We start from the raw sequence: 17,153 nt of genomic DNA, 5'->3' as shown, positions 1-17,153 counted from the left end.
GTATGGAGAATATTATAGAAATCAGAAATCTGAAAAAAAGATTCAATGATCTTGTCATCTTTGATGAGTATGATCTGGACATCAGAAGAAACAGCTTTACAGTCATCAGTGGGGCATCGGGCTCAGGTAAATCCACACTGCTGAACATGATAGGACTCCTGGACCGTGAAGATGGAGGAACCATTGTAAGGTTTGGCAAGAAAGGGGTAAAGCCTTTTACAAAAGCATCCGAAATCCTTCTGAGAGAAAAAATCGGGTATCTCTTTCAGAACTTTGCCCTCATTGATCACAAGTCAGTTCGGTATAATCTAGAGATTGCTCTTGAAAATGTCAAATCGGATCAGAAGGGAGAGCTTATCTCGAAAGCTTTGAAAGAAGTAGGTCTGGAAGGGTTTGAAGAGAAGATGATCTACAAGTGCTCTGGCGGAGAGCAGCAGAGAATTGCTTTGGCTCGGCTGATGCTGAAGCCCTGCGAGATGATACTCGCTGATGAGCCTACGGGAAGCCTTGATCATGGCAATAAGATGATCATCCTGGAAGTGCTTAAGAGGCTGCATAGAGAAGGAAAGACCATTCTCATTGTCACCCATGATGAGGAGCTTATGAGTATGGGAGATCCCCATGTAAGACTGGAGAATCTTCATGAAGATACTGCGATGAGGAGGGAAAATTAGTTGGAAAATATAAAGAAACTCAAGGAAACTGTAGTTCAGAACGTAAGAAAGGGAATCATTGGAAAAGATCCGGTGATTGAGCTTCTTCTGATTGCTTTTCTATCGGAAGGACATATTCTTTTGGAAGATCTGCCTGGCATGGGAAAAACCATGCTGGTGCGGTCTTTCTCCAAAACCCTGGACTTGCCATTTAAGAGAATTCAGTTCACGCCGGATCTTCTTCCAGGGGATATCACAGGTGTTAGTTTTTATAACCAGAAAGAAAGAGAATTTGAGTTCAGAGAAGGTCCTCTTTTCTCCCATGTCATTCTGGCGGATGAGATCAATCGGGCAACACCAAGGACACAATCGGCTCTTTTAGAGGCCATGGAGGAAAGGCAGATTACTGTTGATGGTGAGACAAGAATACTGGATAGGCCTTTTATGGTTCTGGCCACCCAGAATCCCATAGAATCCTACGGTACCTTTCCGTTGCCTGAAGCTCAGATGGATCGTTTTCTCATGAGACTTTCCATGGGTTATCCTTCAAAGGAAGAAGAAAGAAGGATTCTTCTCAATACTCTGGAAGATGTCTTTGATACCATCCATGCGGTTTTTGAGTTGGAAGAACTCCTCAGCTATATAGAGGAGAGCAAGAAAGTGAGCGCAAAAAAGGAAGTGATGGATTATCTCCTGGACCTTGTGGAGAAAACCAGAAATCATGAAAAGATCAGTGTAGGTGTGAGTCCGAGAGGCTCCATAGCGCTTTTTAGAGCTTCTCAAGCCAAGGCAGCAGTGGAGGGGAGATCCTTTATGCTCCCGGAAGATGTTCAGCACATGGCACCATTTGTGCTGAACCACAGGATTTCATCTGGTATGGGCCAGTCTCTTGACGAGAGTATGGAGATCATTTCTGAAATTGTGAAAGAAACAAAAGTTCCTTTGGAAGATCTGGAGGCACTCTGATGCTTTGGGGATTTTTCGGCATGCTCATTGCCATCATCGTTCTTAATGAAGTGATGTTTTATTTTGGTGAGAAGAAGCTTTCCTATGGGGTACAGACGGATAAGAATGTGTATGAGATTGGAGAGGAGATTACCTTAACACCAGTGATTGAAAACAGAAAGATTCTTTCCATTCCTTTCTTAAACGTGACAGAATACTATGGGGAGAAGTTTTCGGAAAGTCATCACGCTTATCATCTTTTCGTGATGCCTTTTCAGCGGAGTACACTTGAACATAAAATTTATGGGAAAGAAAGAGGTCTTCACACCTTGGATGGAGCAGCGCTCAAGATGACAGATCTTCTGGGATTTCAGATAAAATTTCTGGAGAAGGCTTTAAATCAGGAATTAATAATTCTACCGAGGAAAAAAAACATAAGGGAGCTCATTTTACCTTTCGACAGTCTCCACGGCGCCGTTTCTGTGAAAAGGTGGATTGTGGATGATCCTCTGATGCTAAGAGGCGTAAGAGAATATACGGGAAGAGAGTCCCAGAGATATATTCACTGGCCCTCTTCATTAAAACACCATCGTATTCTAGTGAAGCAGTTTGATTTTACTGCAGATCAGAGCGCCATGGTCTTTCTCAGCATGGAAAGCAGCAAGCCTTACTGGAAAGATCCCGATGTGGAAGCATTAGAGGAAAGCATCATTGCTGCCAGAGCTGTACTGGAGGAGCTTATGAAGGAAAAGATCCCTGCAGGCTTCTCCAGTAATGGATACAATGCTAAAACAGACAATGGGGGAGTCAGTTTTCCACCTGGACTTTCTCCGAAGAATCTTGAAAAGTATACGATGCTTTTAGGGAAAATGGGCGGCATGGTATCGGATAGCCTGGAAAACAGCTTAAAGAAGCTTTCCAGAAACAGAAGCTCATTTCAGGTGGTGGTGCTGATTGTGCCAAAAGTTCTGAAGGAGCATGTGTTGCCCATAAATGAGTTTTCAAAAAACGGTAAACTCGTGCTCATTGCCATGAGGGAAGACCATCTTACAGAAATATCCAGAAATGTCAGGATTTATAAAGGGAGGGATTTTTGTGCAGCTGATGATACTTGAAGTTTTGTCTTTTGTTTCCTTTTACCTGATGATTCTACTTGTTTTCTTTCAGGTGGAAGTAGTTTGGAGTATTCCCATCTATCTATACAGTGCTCTGGTTCTGCTTTTCTTTCAAGGGAAGTGTGAAAAGAGAAACTGGAAGACCACAGTTCTGCTGGGGGTTTCACTTTCTCTGCCAATGCTTCTTTATTTTACCTTGGAGAGAGTTCTTTTTACGCTTCTATTTGCTATAGGATGTATTTACTACTATGAGAAATTTATGGGAAGACTGGAGATGGAAGAGCGCGCAAGCAGGTTTAAAGTGCATTACAGCATCATGACAGTTCTTGTTTTTGCAGGCATTCTCGTAAAGCCAGTTCAGGAGAAAATGTTAAGTATACTTCCGTTTATGATGTTCTACCTGTTTTCGGAAATTCTTTTAAGTGTAACTTTAAGGCAATCCGCTTATGGAACTACATCGAAGAAAAATAACAGACGAATCTATGTTTTCTTGATTTTAGCCATGGTGCTTTCCCTTATCATCAGTGTTGAAGGGATCCGAATACAGCTTCTTTATGGCGCTAGTATCATCTTCGGTTTATTACAGAAGGCACTGTTCTTTCTTCTCTATCCTTTACTGTATGTGGGTCTATGGATTTTCACAGCTTCTGGCAGAAGACTAATGGAGGTTTTCAGTGACAGTTATGTAGAACAGGAAATACCCGGCGCATCCCCGGGCATAGGGGAAGAGATCAAGATGGCTCAGAACAGTGACCTATGGGGATTTGTTTTAGGTGCTGGATTGTTAGTGGTAATTATGGTTATTGGTTACTTTGTAAATAAGAAACGAAGAATGGATAACTACAGTAGAAGACCTCTCAATGAAAAAAGAGAATATCTGATCTCAAAAGAGACTCTTTTTAACAGAAAAAAAGAGACCGATTTCCTTCAGGATATAACGAACAGATCAGGTACTACTACAGAAAATACCTTCGAAAACTAAAAAAGAGCAGAATGCTTGAAGTGAGTGATACATCCCAAAGCATCAGCATAAAAGGTGATGGAGTTACTCTAAATAACGATGAAATCAGAGATCTCTATATTCAGTTCAGATACGGTGGAGAGTCTGCGGACAAAAATTCAGTGGGTTTTATGAAGAAAATCACACTACAATAATTATTGAAGAGATGAAAGAGGAAGTCTGGAGTTAGTGGTATGTGATATATGAAAAATTGACATCCATTATTATTAGAATTGCTGCTTTAGAATATCTAACATAAATAAAGTTTGGTGCTTATGGTACGATTCACCGTACACTACATAACAGCGTCAGAGAAGAAATTCAGCATATCATGACAGAGTATTGACATTTTAGTCTATTTCCAATAGACTAAAATAAATGATCTATTGGGAATAGACTGAGGTGATAAAATTGGACTTATATAAATTAGGAGACATAGAGGAAAGATTTGCAGAGTTGATATGGAAACATGAACCTATCAGTTCTGGAGAACTGGTAAAGTTATGTGAAAATGAGCTGAATTGGAAAAAATCAACAACATATACAGTGTTAAAAAAGCTGTCAGAGAAAGGTATATTCCAAAATATCAAATCAGAAGTAACCTCTCTCATAACCAGAGATGAATATTATTCCATACAAAGCAGATATTTTGTGGAGGACACCTTTGGTGGTTCATTACCGAAATTTCTTAGCGCGTTCTTTAATGGAAAGAAAATCAGTGAAAAGAAGATGAAGGAACTGGAGAGGCTTATTGAAGAGTATGATGAGGTGGAGAAATGAGCAGCATATTTTCAACCGTCCTACAAATGAGTCTAACAGGATCCTATGTAATCATTGTGGTTCTATTGATAAGACTGCTTTTACGAAATTTCCCGAAGACTTTGATTTTTCCAATTTGGAGTGTAGTTGCATTTAGACTGATAGGCCCAATTGCGCTAAAGGGAAAGTTCAGTTTAATGCCATCAGCAGAAGGCTTCGACGGAGGATTTACGTTGCTTGAGAAGGGTGCAGCACAAAGTTCCCTAGCTTTACTTAGCAGGTATGATTCTATCAGAATAGCATCCTACATCTGGGCTATGGGTTTGCATCTCTAATGATATACACTTCAGTTTCTATGCTTCTTTTAAAAGGAAAACTGAAAAATGCGAGTCTGTATCATGATAATATATATGAGGCTTCTCATCTTAAAACTCCATTTGTTATAGGGTTCATTAGACCAAAGGTTTATATTCCTGCTGGAATCGCACATGATGAAAAAAATATCATCATACTTCATGAAAGATCACATATAAAAAGAAAAGATCATATAATAAAGACTTTGGCATTTTTCATTTTATCCGTTCACTGGTTCAATCCTATTGTTTGGTTTGCATTCAAAAAAATGACAGATGATATGGAAATTTCATGTGACGAGACTGCTCTAAATCACTGTAAAACTGACATGAGGAAAACCTATGCTAATACTTTGGTTCGATTTGCCTACAAAATGCATCCAGTTAACGAGAGAATAACAGCTTTCGGTGAAGGAAATCTGGAAGTAAGAGTTCAGCACATTTTAGGATTTCGAAAACCCAAGATAACTAAGACAATCTCAACACTAATCATCATCATCGCAGCAAGTATTGGTCTGATGACGGATCCTATAGATATTATGAGTAATGAAGATTTATCGCCTTATATAGCTGAGTCAAAAAACCAGGACTCGGATGTAAACGAAGTGAAATTAGAGGTGCAAAAGCAGGTGCGACTACAGAGTGAGCATTTGGATAAGATATTTGATTAGAATGAACCATGGAATCTTCACAATAAAAGGAACGGAGCGTCATAAACTCATCGATATTTCCATTTGACTTATATGCAGATTTTTTCGTAGGAGGATATATGAAACGGGTTGCTTATTTATTGACGATGTTTACGGCAGTTTTTATTTTTCTTTATTTATATCAGAATATTTCGCTAAATCATTATAATGTAATGAATAGCCTGGAAAGCAGTTTTTCTCAAGCAACGGGTAAAGAACATGAGACGATTGAATTACAGTTGCTGAATGATAATCAATCCCCGGTTTTGTCTGAACTTACGGATTTTCTGGAATCAAAGCATTATGATGCGATAACTTTCGTACAGACAAGACGACATGACTTCATAATTGACACTACAGCATATTTGTACACAAATCTAAAACTGAATGAGTTGGACTTTTTCAAAACGGTCCAAGGCAAAAATTTAGACTTTACAATAGAAGAGAATAATTACTATTCTTCATTTTCGAATGATAAAAAAGCATTTGATGTCATCGATTATGTAAACTCGAGCTATCAGAAAGACTATCAGCCTAGGCTTCTTGTAAAGCCATTAACACTTCTTGACAGCGAACATCCTGAAAAGAAGACGGCATTGTTTTTTATCTATGGCGAAGATAGAGTGCAGATCAAAAAAGACATTGTAGATAGTGAGATAAATAAGCACGTCGTATCTAATGAATCTTCACTCTCCTTCGAGTTTTCGACTCCAGATGATCTTCAAGTCGGATCAATTCATATCCTTCTTATTTTGACGATTGCATCCTTGGTGGTGATCACCATTTGTGAATCAATCGCTTTGAAAAAAGAAATTACAATACGGAAACTCTTCGGAGAAAGCGATACAAGTATTTACTGGGACCTCTTTGCAAAAAGGTACTTGATCAACATAGTCTTATACATTTTCTCCCAGGTAACTCTATATTTTCTCATTGTGAAAAATTTCAGACCCATTCACCTTCTGCTGCTGAAGCCTCTTTTAGTGGCTTTTGGGCTGTATTTACTTTTTTGGATTGCAGCAAATGCATTGAGCTATATGATGCTGACAGTGACTGGAAGGCCGTCGAATATCAAAAATAATAATACGCTGAAATTTTCAGGGGTTGTCGCTGTAGTGCTGAAGCTATTGCTGTTAATTCTAATCGTTACACCGTTTATTGATTTGATTAAAACTGCTCCTTTAATGATGGAAGAAAATAGTATTCTTAGAAAGAATAAATCGCTTATGCAAAACAACCTGGTAATTGAAGGGATACTTCTTGACAGTACTGTGACGAGTCTCGAAAGTTGGGAGCCGCTTCAACAAACGTTAAAAGTTGTAGAGTCCCAGGAATGGATGTACCATGATTTTTCCAGTAATTTTCTCCCTGATGAAATAAAAGAAACGATACCTGAAGAAATCTATAAACGTCAGTTTGTACAACACCCATATATTATTGCAAATGAGGGATATCTGAAAAACTATAATATCAGGGACTTAAACAATAATCTGATGGATTTCCAGAGTATCGAGCAGAATACCTTATTGGTTCCCGAGAGATATAAGGATGATGAGTTTACTGATGTATATTTTAGTGGCGGTGCTGGAGAAGTTCTTTATATAGAAAATCCTGGAACGCTCTATAATCTAGCGCCTTTGTCTCCGGATTTATCACTTAAGAGACAGAAAGACCCGGTAATTCTTTTAAAAAAAGGATTAGATGCGAGTATGCAATGGAATGGAAGCTCTCTTACCATGAAGGATGGCGAAGATACTCGGACGGTGATTACAGATTTTTTGGTAACCAATGGTTTAAACGATCGGATATTTATTTCAAATATGAATCAAGAATATGATACTGCGCTTTCTAGAAGCAATGATCAAGTAAGAGCATTTATTCTCGTTCTTGGTCTATACATTCTGATGATTTATATTTTTCAGTATCAGTCAGTGTTTATTTACTTCTATGAGAATAAGGAAAAAGTGGCAGTAAACTATCTTTTTGGAAAATCCTATTTCCAGCGCTATGGCTACATGTTTATAAGTAGTTTGGCTGTATATTTTTTCTCTCTCGTTCTGGGGATGGAGTTCATGGAGCTGGACAGAAAGTATCTTATTGTATTCATACTCCTTGGCATATTTTTTGACTTTATAATTGCCGGGATAATGATTAAGTCCTTTGAAAAAAAGAGAACACTGGCAGTGCTAAAGGGGGAATAGCGTGTGGAAGAGGTTATAGTAAATATTAAGAATATTAAGAAGAAGTATGATGAACAAGTAGTTTTCAATAATTTCAGTATGGAAGTTAAAAGAGGAGAATTTGTTTCTGTAATTGGTGAATCTGGAAGCGGAAAATCTACACTGCTGAATATGATAGGACTACTGGATACTTATGATGGGGGCGAGATCAGTCTTTTTGGGGAGAAAAATATCAGACCCTTTTCCCCAAAAGCCAACAAAATTTTGAGAGATAAAATCGGATATCTATTTCAGAATTTTGCGCTCATCAGCAATGAAAGTGTATATTACAATATGCATATTGCCATAAAACATCATAGACTACCTGATGAAGACAGGTTGATTCGAAATGCTCTAGAAGAAGTTGGATTAAAGGGTGAAGAAAATAAAAAAGTGTATAAATGCTCCGGTGGGGAACAACAGAGAATTGCCATTGCAAGGCTTTTAATAAAGCCTTGTGAACTCATTCTTGCAGATGAACCCACGGGTAGTTTAGATGATATGAATAAAAAGGAGATTTTTGATTTACTGCTTTCAATGAAAAGAAAAGGAAAGACGCTGCTTGTTGTTACTCATGATCCGTCGCTTGTGTCTCTTTCTGATCGACATGTCAGAATCAAGTAATAAGCTCTCTTAGCAGATCTCCTCATCATACTAAAATGTTTATTAAAATAATTTGGATGAACCACACCACATCCATCGGCGTAAATCATAGAAGCTTTGAGACTCATACTAAGAACATGCAAATCAAAATAATAAGTAGATTAGAAGAATAGTAAGTTTTCAATATTTTAAATATTCGAATTTAGTGTTGAACTACAATAATGTTGATGCTACAACATATATATATATATATATTGATAAAATTAGGAAAGGTATAGATGGAGAATTATAGGGATTCTATTTTTTAAGGTAAGGAGTATTTTATGAAGAAAATCAGCTATTTTCTCGTCATACAGTTGGCGATTGCGACCACCTACCTGATTGTCACAACCTTCAATGTCAGATATACATTTAACCTGGAAAATTTTTTTCATCCCGACTTTGATGACCAGAGCACATATAGTTTCATGTTTGATGAGAGTATGTTCACTGCCGTTTCATCGGAAGAGTTTATGGAAACGATAAAAAATAGTTAAGATGAGAATGGAGTGACCTTTCGTGTGATTGTAGGGTATTCTGACGAGATGAACAGAAATGTCATGGAGAACTATATCTATTCTTCTTCAGTGGAGATAGAGGATCTCTTCTATACTCAAAACGGTAGTAGAATTTCCTGGAGTGACAGCGGTGAGTCCACTTTTTATTCAACCAATAAAGAGGATTCCTCAGCAGTGACTATACAGATGCTCGATGAGAGCTACGCATCAGGGCTCCTATATCCTCTATTATATTTCCGTCCTCTTCATCAGATTTATGAAAGTCCGCAAAAAGATCCTTATTATGTGGTTTATTTCTACGGGGAAGGAAGTGATATCAGAAAGGTCCGAGACGAAGTAGTAGATACCCATGGGCAGATCCAGGCTTCACAATTTCTCAAGGTGGACGGCAATTCTGGTATCAGGTCTGATCAAACGTTTTGAATCAGCGGATATGGTGAAAACCATAAAAGGGGCGTAGTTATGGAAAATGTAATTTCAATTCAGGGATTAGAAAAGAATTTCGGTAAAAAGACGGTCTTTTCCAGGTTCAACCTAGAAATTCCAGAAGGCAGTTTCACGGTGATTTCTGGCGCTTCAGGATCTGGAAAGTCCACGCTTCTCAATATCATCGGGTTACTGGAGAAGAAAGACAAAGGCGAAATGGTGCACTTTGGACAGAAGAATATCAAGCCCTTTTCAACAAAAGCGACGAATCTTCTGAAGGATAAAATCGGTTACCTTTTTCAGAACTATGCTTTAGTCGATAATGCCACAGTAGAGTATAACCTGAAGCTTGCCATGGAAGGTCATGACACGAGCAAAGAAAATAACCGAGTAAAGGAAGTTCTGGAGGTAGTGGGACTCGCCGGATTTGAAAAGAAGAAAGTATATCAGTGTTCTGGAGGAGAGCAGCAGAGAGTGGCCATTGCAAGGCTGATGCTGAAGCCCTGTGAACTGATTCTGGCCGATGAACCTACAGGAAGCCTAGATCATGAGAATAAAATGAAAGTTGTAGATCTCTTGAAGGGATTTCAAAGAGCAGGTAAGACAGTGGTTCTTGTCACTCATGATGAGGATCTGATGCACTTAGGAGAACCTCTCATACGGATTGATCAAGTACCATAAAATAAGGCGAAATAAAAATCCATCTTTAAGGCTATAAAATGTCTTAAGGTGGATTTTTCGTTAAAACAATTAAATTCTACCGATACCGGCTAAATCAAAATACACATTTCTCGCTCTAAAGGGACCGGGATTAGTCATTTGCAGTTTGAATTTTTCAAAATCGCTGATTCTTTTTGAATGATAGTAGGGGACTTCGAACCGAAGTATATTACTTCTAAGCCATTCAGGAACGGCTATCTTGTGAATCTGAAGATTGTAGTCGATAAGGGCTGCGACTTTTGTCAAAAAGTTCAGTTCATCTTTACTGCATAGTGATAAGTCCACAGGAATGAAAAGACTGTCTATGAAGTCTTTGTTTTTGTATTTAAGTAGTTCAAGAAGCTGATTTAAACTTGCATCAATATCCGGGTAATCATATAATTGCTGTAAATATTTATTTCCAATCATAACCCAAATCCTCTCCTAAATACCTTATAAAGTTTTGTTGTCTCTCACCAATGAGTGTCAATGGGATATACTCTTCACATAGATGAAGTAATTCTTCTTTTGTCTTGATAGATAGGTCCTTGCACAGAAGATAGGCATCGATGAAATCCTTTGCTGGTTCTGGCCTTGCTGCCAGGATTTTCATAGCAAGAAGCTGTTTAGCAGAAGGTTTGAGAATCTTTAGGTTTGAGTAAACCTTATAGGTTTCTTTGTCCTCTTTTAGAATGGACTTCAGAGGTTCCTTAATTTCTTCGTTGATCCATCCTTCAGATAGACTAAATGCATATTTTGTCAATTCAAGAATATAGTTAAATAATTTTTGATTAACATCTGAAAAAACGCAGTCAATATCTCTTGTAGCGGGTCTGTTGTCATAGACCATTGTCATTATTGAACCATCGTAAACTGTAATCTCGAGTTGAAGCTGGTTTTCTAGTAAACGTTCATTTAGATATTCGAAAATATCCAGCAGTTTCTTTCTATCCATCATCTCTATGTTGTCCATCATCAAGGTGAATCCCTCTTTCTAATAAGGTTATTTATATCTTTATTATATCATATCCGAAAAGAGTAGAGTATTAATGTCCTTTATTTATGGTACGGTTCACCGTACCATATCCTAAACACCTACTGAGTCTGCGGATCAGTACAGAAAAACAGCAGTTGACTCAAAATAAATTAGAATATAAATTCTGAATAGGATTTCAGGCTCTTGTCAATTCTCAAATAGTAAGTTAGAATAAAGACTAATTCAAAAAATCAATAACTCGTATAATCTTGGAGATATGGTCCATAAGTTTCTACCAGACCACCGTAAACGGTCTGACTACGGGAGTGCGTTCCTTATGTGGGCTTCATGCAATAATTTGAAGCTGCTGATTAGGTGCATTTCCCCGTGGTGAAAACCGCGGGTTTTTTATTGGAGAATATTGATGAAAGCCTTCTGAAAAGAGTAGGAGTAAAGGAGAGAGAATTGGATAAACTGAAAACGAAAATAATAGAAGAGGGAAGAGTACTGGGTTCCTCAGTCCTTAAAGTGGACAGCTTCCTGAATCATCAGCTGGATGTAGCATTTCTTAATGAGATCGGGAAAGAATTCAAAGAAGTATTTAAGGATAAAGAGATCACAAAGATTCTTACGGCAGAAGTATCAGGCATAGCCATTGCGGCTATCGCAGGTCTTCATTTCCAGGTTCCCGTGGTATTTGCAAAGAAGACGCAGTCTCTGAACCTGGATAAAGATACCTATGAGGGAGAGGTCTACTCCTACACGAAGGAGCAGCATTTCAAGATCCGTGTTTCCAGACGTTACCTGAGTAAAGAGGATAAGGTGCTGATTCTGGATGATTTTCTAGCCAATGGAGAAGCCTTAAAAGGACTTCGGGATATTGTGGAGGCTGCCGGTGCAACCTTGCAAGGAGCTGGTGTGGTGATCGAAAAAGGATTTCAGCAGGGAGGAGATCAGCTGAGATCAGAGGGAATGGATATCCGTGCTCTGGCCACCATTTCATCCATGGAGGAAGGAAACATCACATTCAGATAATCGCTTACGACACGTTCTTTTATGAATAAGTTCACCAGTATACAGAAATCATAGAGTCCCAATTATGTTATACAACTGCACTGAACATTCTGTAGATGCACCTACCAGCATGCAAACAAGGAGAGATCATTTTGGAGAAACATTATTATCCCTGGTTTAAAAGAGAAGATATTGACGGATTCTTTGCCCTTTTTCAGAACAACCTGGCAAACTTTGTGCTCATCGCCGTGTCCATGACCGCCATGGGTTTTCCCGGCAGCATCGTCTACGGACGCGTCATTCCTGGCGTGGCCATGGCAGTTCTGTTCGGCAATCTCTATTATGCCAGAATGGCTGAGAAGCTGGCAGCCAAGGAAAATCGAAGTGATGTGACGGCCCTTGCCTACGGCGTCTCAACCCCTGTCATGTTCATCTATCTTTTCGCTGTACTTCGACCTGCACTTCAGCTCACAGGAGATCCCGAGCTGGCCTGGAAGATCGGTCTTGCGGCCTGTTTTCTTGGTGGCGTGGTTGAAGTTCTGGGGAGCTTTATCGGCAGATGGGTTCATCGTCATCTTCCCCGGGCGGCCATGATGGGCGCTCTGGCTGGAGTGGCCTTCGCCTTCGTAGGCGGTGAAATGTTCTTCATGACCTATGAGATGCCTATCGCGGGCATGGCGGTTCTCATCATTATTCTCCTTGGCATGGTAGTGAAGAAACCCATGCCCTTCAAGATTCCCGCATCCCTTTTTGCCATCATCATCGGTACAGTTCTGGCCTACACCATAGGCGGTCAGGATGCAGGGATGATTACAGAGGGACTGAGCGTCATGGGATTCTATCTGCCCAGACCGACCTTGGGCCTGGTGGAAGGTATTGTATTCATCGGAAGAAACATGATCGGCCTCTTTGCTGTGCTTCTGCCCATCTCCATCTACAATTTCGTGGAGACCATGAATAACGTGGAAGCCATGGCTTCAGCAGGCGATGAATACAGCGTATCAGAAGCGCAGCTGGCTGATGGACTGGGCACACTCTTCGGCACATTCTTCGGCGGAGTCTTTCCCACCACCGTATACATCGCTTCCATCGGGTCCAAGCTGATGAATGCAGGAAGAGGATACTCCATACTAAACGGCATGGTCTTCTTCATTGCCTCCACGTTTGGTGTCATCGCAGCCCTATCCAAAGTGATCCCCATGTCCGTCATCGCACCGATTCTGGTGTTTGTGGGCATCTCCATGGTGACACAGACCTTCGGCACAGTGGAGAAAAAGCATTATCCTGCAGTGGTTCTGGCCATGTTCCCGTATTTTGCGAATTATCTCATGACAAGGTTCAACGGCAGTGCAGGAGAAGTGGTTGCCAACCTATCCAGCGGTATTGTTCCACTGGGCCAGGGAGCTATGTTCACAGGACTCCTCTGGGGAGCGATTCTTGTGTTTCTTCTGGACGGTTCCTATCGTAAGGCTTCCTATGCAGCAGCAGCGGCTGCAGTGCTCACTGCCACAGGCTTCATGCATGCACCAAATCTTACACTGCTGTATGATGTGAGATTTGTCATCGGATATCTACTTGTGGGAGCGATAATCGAAGGATATCGCCGTTATGAGGAAAGCATGGAGAAGAAAGTGGCAGACCGCTCTGTGATCAAGCTTAAATCTGCATAGCAGGCTGGGTCTCGCAGCAAATATGGAATCATGAAAAATCAGCTGAGTATGTCCATTTAAGCGGAATACATCAGCTGATTTTCAGTTTGCGCAAAAAGGCTGGTCTCCTCTGATAGAAGGGTGTTATTTCTCTTGCGAATCCAGAGGGATGAATCTCTTCATAGGCGTATTATGCTTTGGCTTTCAATGAAACGAAGGTGCTAAAGAATGTCTGCTTTCAGGGCTTCTTCTTCAGTGTAGCCTTGTTCAATCCCTTTAACGATACGTGTAGAACGTCTGGTATCGCCTAAGAGAATTCCAGCCACCAGCTTGTCGTCACGGAAGAAAAGCTTCTTGTATTCCCCTTTCTTTACACTCTTATGTTCAAGTATGTCCAGACCAGGATCGCAGAAGTCCACATTCCCGGCAGAGAACACTTTCGCATTCATGGATGTGAACATGGTGGACAGGACCATGGGCGGGAACTTCAGATCTCCACCAGCGGCATTGGTGCCGGCGACTCTGCCCATGTTCAGTGCCGATGGCCAGGTGCCATAGACGAAATTATTGATTTCAGCCACATCGCCACAGGCATAGATATCCTCTGCACTTGTTTCCATCCTGGTATTCACCACAATACCCTTATTCACTTTAATGCCTGCATCAGCAGCCAGTGCCGCTCTGGACCGAACACCTACGCTGAACAACACAATCTGACAATCCAGAGTATCTCCGCCTTGAAGCCTTACACTGGCAAGATTCTGATTTCCATCCTCATCTTCTTCGATGGTGATGGATTCCAGTGAGTCTTCGAGAATCAGCTTCACGCCTGAAGCCAGAGCCATGTTTTTCAGTACTTCAGAAGACTCCTCATCCAGCTGTCTTGGCAGCAGTCTGTTGAAAAATTCAACGACGGTGACATCCAATCCACATTTTTTCAGAGACCATGCAGCTTCAAGTCCTAATAGACCCCCTCCGATGACTACAGCCTGTTTGGATGCTCGGATTCTTTTCTGCAGGGCTATGGTGTCATCATGCTCTCTGATGCTGAAGAGACCATCATAGTCTCTGAAGTTCGCACGATCCACTTTCATCACATCCACAGCTTTTCCGTTTCTCATTATTTCCACATCCACTGACGGAATGAAGTTATAGCTGCCCGTGGCAATGATGAGTTTATCGTAATGAATCTGACTGCCATCTTTGAAGGTGACCATTTTCTTCTCTTTATCAATGGAAGAAGCTTCCATCGACAAAAGCTGCTCCACTTCGTTCTTTTCATACCATTCTTCTTTTACCATATAGAACTTATCTTCCGGAAGCTCAGCACTGAAGCATTCAGCCAGCTGCGTTCGAAGATAAGTTCTTTCTTTTTCTCTTCCTGTAATGATGATTCTTCCATCTGGATCTTTCTTGCGTATTTCTCCCGCTGCGAAGTGCCCTGCGGGTCCATTACCTATAATGAGATAGACTTTTCCATCTTTCTGATATACTGACATGATTTCCTCCTTGAAGTGAATGCGTATTTGCTTCATTCTCATGAACACGACTGCAGCACTGCCTTGAGTGGTCATAGTCTGGAATGGAGCATCATCCAGTCAGATTATAGCGCTAATGAGAATGAATATCAATTATCCGGTTGTAAAGATTTCATGAATGTCCAGAGTTTCACACAGTGATTGCGGGAGAATAATATAAACAAGCTGTGATCTCATGAAGAATGGCAAGGGGAGAAAAAGCGCTGCAAAAGATCGCTGAAACTATAGTCGATCTGTTGCATAGTACGGTGAGAGGCAGTAAAAAATACAGATGAACCCGGAATGGACCCATCCACAGGACTCCATCACCGAAGAGACCAGTACGGTCAATGCATGGATGTTTTGGTGAATCTAATATAGTATTGATTAATCATAGTATATCTTTTAAAATAGATTCATATAAATAGTGATAGAATACATAATTACGCAGAATATGGAGGAGTTAAGCTTTTCAAAAATGACAGCACACCAACTGACGAAGGAGAAGCAAATGATTCTTAAAATATATACAATCATGGACAAAAGTGACGTAATATACCCATGATTCATGGACTTTCTGAGTTCATACCTGTTTCTGCTATGACAGTCCAGCTTTGGTGCAATTCAGATAGAATACTTTATGTTTCATATTCAATCGTTTGAAAAGAACGTATGCGCTATAATTTTCTTAAAGAAATTCCAGAAAAATAGTGCATAAAGGTGATGATCAGGGTGCTGAAAAGTTACAAGACGGAAATACATCCGACGGAGAAGCAGAAACACAAAATAAACAGAACCATCGGTGTCTGCAGGTTCATCTACAATTTATACATTGCTGAAAACAAAGAGATCTACAAAGCGGAGAAAAGTTTTATGTCCGGAATGGATTTCTCGAAATGGCGAAGCAATGAATTCCTGCCAGAGAATCCGGAATACTGTGGATCAGAGAAGTCAGCAGCAAAGCTGTCAAGCAGAGCATCATGAATGGGGAGAAGGCTTTCAGGAAGTTTTCAGGAAACAGTCCGGATTTACGAGATTCAAGAAGAAGAACAGGTCGGATGTGAAGGCATACTTCCCTAAGAACAACAGGACGGACTGGACCATTGAAAGGCATCGCCTGAAAATACCCACACTGGGATTTGTCAGGCTGAAAGAGAAAGGATACATCCCGATGGGCTCCATGGTGAAAAGCGGGACCGTATCCATGAAGGCAGGCAGATATTACGTATCTGTGCTGATTGAAGCAGAGGAGAAGCCCTATGATGTGCCCGAAGGAAATGGCATCGGCATAGATCTGGGCATCAAAGATTTTGCGGTGGTAAGCACCATGGAGAATCCATTCGCAAACATCAACAAGACAAAATCCGTGCGTGACCTGGGAAAAAGGCTGAAACGCGAACAAAGAAGGCTTTCGAGAAAATACGAAAGCCTGAACGTCAGAAATAAAGAAACGAAAGGAGAAGCTACTAGACAGAATATCCATAAGCAGACCATAAAGGTACAGAAACTTCATCAGAGACTTTCCTGCATAAGGGAAAATCACGTCAATCAGGTAATCCGTAAGGTGATCAGGCAAAAACCACGTTTCATCACCATAGAAGACCTGAACGTGATGGGGATGATGAAGAACAGGCATTTAGCGAAGGCTGTACAAAGCCAGAACTTCCATTCCTTCAGGCTGAAACTTGCTGGCAAGTGCAGGAGGAACGGAATAGAGTTGAGAATTGCTGACAGATGGTATCCCTCAAGCAGGCTGTGCTCGGAATGTGGTTCCATCAGAAAGGATCTGAAGCTATCTGATAGAACCTACAGATGCGATGCGTGCGGCCTCGTCATAGACAGGGACAGGAATGCTAGCATAAATCTTTCGAGATATGGATTAGCAGCATAATCACCTGAAAGATAGCTGTTAATATGTACCATGCGTTGTATGGGAATTTACGCCCTTGGAGTGTTATATCAAACGAAAGTAGCCTAGG

17 protein-coding genes, 1 pseudogene and 1 riboswitch are annotated in these 17,153 nt (G+C 40.6%); of the genes and pseudogenes, 15 read left to right on the top strand and 3 right to left on the bottom strand.

What is annotated here, in order from left to right; genetic code table 11:
- Nucleotides 1-2: 2 nt before the first annotated feature.
- The 12 genes from J3A84_RS14100 to J3A84_RS14045 all read left to right on the top strand — a co-directional run bounded on the left by J3A84_RS14100 (nucleotide 3) and on the right by J3A84_RS14045 (nucleotide 10,000).
- Complete coding sequence (locus J3A84_RS14100) at nucleotides 3-674, top strand: ATP-binding cassette domain-containing protein (protein WP_242694269.1); 672 nt, start codon at nucleotides 3-5, stop codon at nucleotides 672-674.
- On the top strand, nucleotides 675-1,619 hold the full coding sequence (locus tag J3A84_RS14095) for an AAA family ATPase (RefSeq protein ID WP_242694267.1): 945 nt from the start codon (nucleotides 675-677) through the stop codon (nucleotides 1,617-1,619). It begins immediately after the preceding gene.
- Entirely contained in the window at nucleotides 1,619-2,713 is a 1,095-nt protein-coding gene (locus tag J3A84_RS14090; protein ID WP_207600689.1) for a DUF58 domain-containing protein, read from the top strand. The genes J3A84_RS14095 and J3A84_RS14090 overlap by 1 nt, the downstream gene beginning before the upstream one ends.
- Before the next feature lie 259 nt (nucleotides 2,714-2,972).
- Complete coding sequence (locus J3A84_RS14085; protein ID WP_207600688.1) at nucleotides 2,973-3,695, top strand: hypothetical protein; 723 nt, start codon at nucleotides 2,973-2,975, stop codon at nucleotides 3,693-3,695.
- Nucleotides 3,696-4,124: 429 nt separating this feature from the next.
- The gene (locus J3A84_RS14080) at nucleotides 4,125-4,493 is read left to right on the top strand and encodes a BlaI/MecI/CopY family transcriptional regulator (RefSeq protein WP_207600687.1); all 369 of its coding nucleotides are present in this window, start codon (nucleotides 4,125-4,127) and stop codon (nucleotides 4,491-4,493) included.
- On the top strand, nucleotides 4,490-4,807 hold the full coding sequence (locus J3A84_RS14075) for a M56 family metallopeptidase (RefSeq protein WP_207600686.1): 318 nt from the start codon (nucleotides 4,490-4,492) through the stop codon (nucleotides 4,805-4,807). Before J3A84_RS14080 ends, J3A84_RS14075 begins: the two co-directional genes overlap by 4 nt.
- Nucleotides 4,807-5,496 (top strand): M56 family metallopeptidase, encoded by a 690-nt coding sequence (locus tag J3A84_RS14070; RefSeq protein WP_207600685.1) that lies wholly within the window; start codon nucleotides 4,807-4,809, stop codon nucleotides 5,494-5,496. The genes J3A84_RS14075 and J3A84_RS14070 overlap by 1 nt, the downstream gene beginning before the upstream one ends.
- Before the next feature lie 98 nt (nucleotides 5,497-5,594).
- The gene (locus J3A84_RS14065) at nucleotides 5,595-7,715 is read left to right on the top strand and encodes a DUF1430 domain-containing protein (protein ID WP_207600684.1); all 2,121 of its coding nucleotides are present in this window, start codon (nucleotides 5,595-5,597) and stop codon (nucleotides 7,713-7,715) included.
- A 3-nt stretch (nucleotides 7,716-7,718) separates the two neighbouring features.
- A complete protein-coding gene (locus J3A84_RS14060; protein WP_342590976.1) occupies nucleotides 7,719-8,357 on the top strand; it encodes a putative bacteriocin export ABC transporter in 639 nt (212 codons plus the stop codon).
- Nucleotides 8,358-8,659: 302 nt separating this feature from the next.
- On the top strand, nucleotides 8,660-8,872 hold the full coding sequence (locus tag J3A84_RS14055; RefSeq protein ID WP_207600683.1) for a hypothetical protein: 213 nt from the start codon (nucleotides 8,660-8,662) through the stop codon (nucleotides 8,870-8,872).
- Between the two features lie 24 nt (nucleotides 8,873-8,896).
- Nucleotides 8,897-9,316, top strand: coding sequence for a hypothetical protein (locus J3A84_RS14050; protein WP_207600682.1), 420 nt, complete (start codon nucleotides 8,897-8,899; stop codon nucleotides 9,314-9,316).
- Nucleotides 9,317-9,355: 39 nt separating this feature from the next.
- Nucleotides 9,356-10,000 carry an ATP-binding cassette domain-containing protein gene (locus J3A84_RS14045; protein ID WP_207600681.1) on the top strand — a complete coding sequence of 215 codons (645 nt, stop codon included), beginning with the start codon at nucleotides 9,356-9,358 and terminating at the stop codon, nucleotides 9,998-10,000.
- A gap of 69 nt (nucleotides 10,001-10,069) precedes the next feature.
- Here the strand turns inward: J3A84_RS14045 and J3A84_RS14040 are convergent, their stop codons facing one another.
- On the bottom strand, nucleotides 10,070-10,447 hold the full coding sequence (locus J3A84_RS14040; RefSeq protein ID WP_207600680.1) for a hypothetical protein: 378 nt from the start codon (nucleotides 10,445-10,447) through the stop codon (nucleotides 10,070-10,072).
- Nucleotides 10,434-10,997, bottom strand: a complete 564-nt coding sequence (locus J3A84_RS14035; protein WP_207600679.1) for a DUF6036 family nucleotidyltransferase — start codon at nucleotides 10,995-10,997, stop codon at nucleotides 10,434-10,436. Before J3A84_RS14035 ends, J3A84_RS14040 begins: the two co-directional genes overlap by 14 nt.
- Nucleotides 10,998-11,233: 236 nt before the next feature.
- Nucleotides 11,234-11,335, top strand: a riboswitch (purine riboswitch).
- A gap of 124 nt (nucleotides 11,336-11,459) precedes the next feature.
- Here J3A84_RS14035 and J3A84_RS14030 point away from each other — a divergent pair.
- Nucleotides 11,460-12,029: a xanthine phosphoribosyltransferase gene (locus J3A84_RS14030; RefSeq protein ID WP_207600678.1), complete on the top strand. Its 570-nt coding sequence runs from the start codon at nucleotides 11,460-11,462 to the stop codon at nucleotides 12,027-12,029.
- A 131-nt stretch (nucleotides 12,030-12,160) separates the two neighbouring features.
- Nucleotides 12,161-13,678 carry an NCS2 family permease gene (locus J3A84_RS14025; protein WP_207600677.1) on the top strand — a complete coding sequence of 506 codons (1,518 nt, stop codon included), beginning with the start codon at nucleotides 12,161-12,163 and terminating at the stop codon, nucleotides 13,676-13,678.
- A gap of 200 nt (nucleotides 13,679-13,878) precedes the next feature.
- On the opposite strand, the gene J3A84_RS14020 is transcribed toward J3A84_RS14025, so the two are convergent.
- Nucleotides 13,879-15,156: an NAD(P)/FAD-dependent oxidoreductase gene (locus J3A84_RS14020; protein ID WP_207600676.1), complete on the bottom strand. Its 1,278-nt coding sequence runs from the start codon at nucleotides 15,154-15,156 to the stop codon at nucleotides 13,879-13,881.
- A 750-nt stretch (nucleotides 15,157-15,906) separates the two neighbouring features.
- Here J3A84_RS14020 and J3A84_RS14015 point away from each other — a divergent pair.
- Nucleotides 15,907-17,065: pseudogene (locus J3A84_RS14015) on the top strand (RNA-guided endonuclease InsQ/TnpB family protein).
- Nucleotides 17,066-17,153 lie beyond the last annotated feature (88 nt).

Origin of the sequence: Proteiniclasticum aestuarii, assembly GCF_017368455.1 — a bacterium.
Taxonomy (GTDB): Bacteria; Bacillota; Clostridia; order Clostridiales; family Clostridiaceae; genus Proteiniclasticum; species Proteiniclasticum aestuarii.
This window is presented reverse-complemented; position numbering and strand designations above follow the sequence as displayed.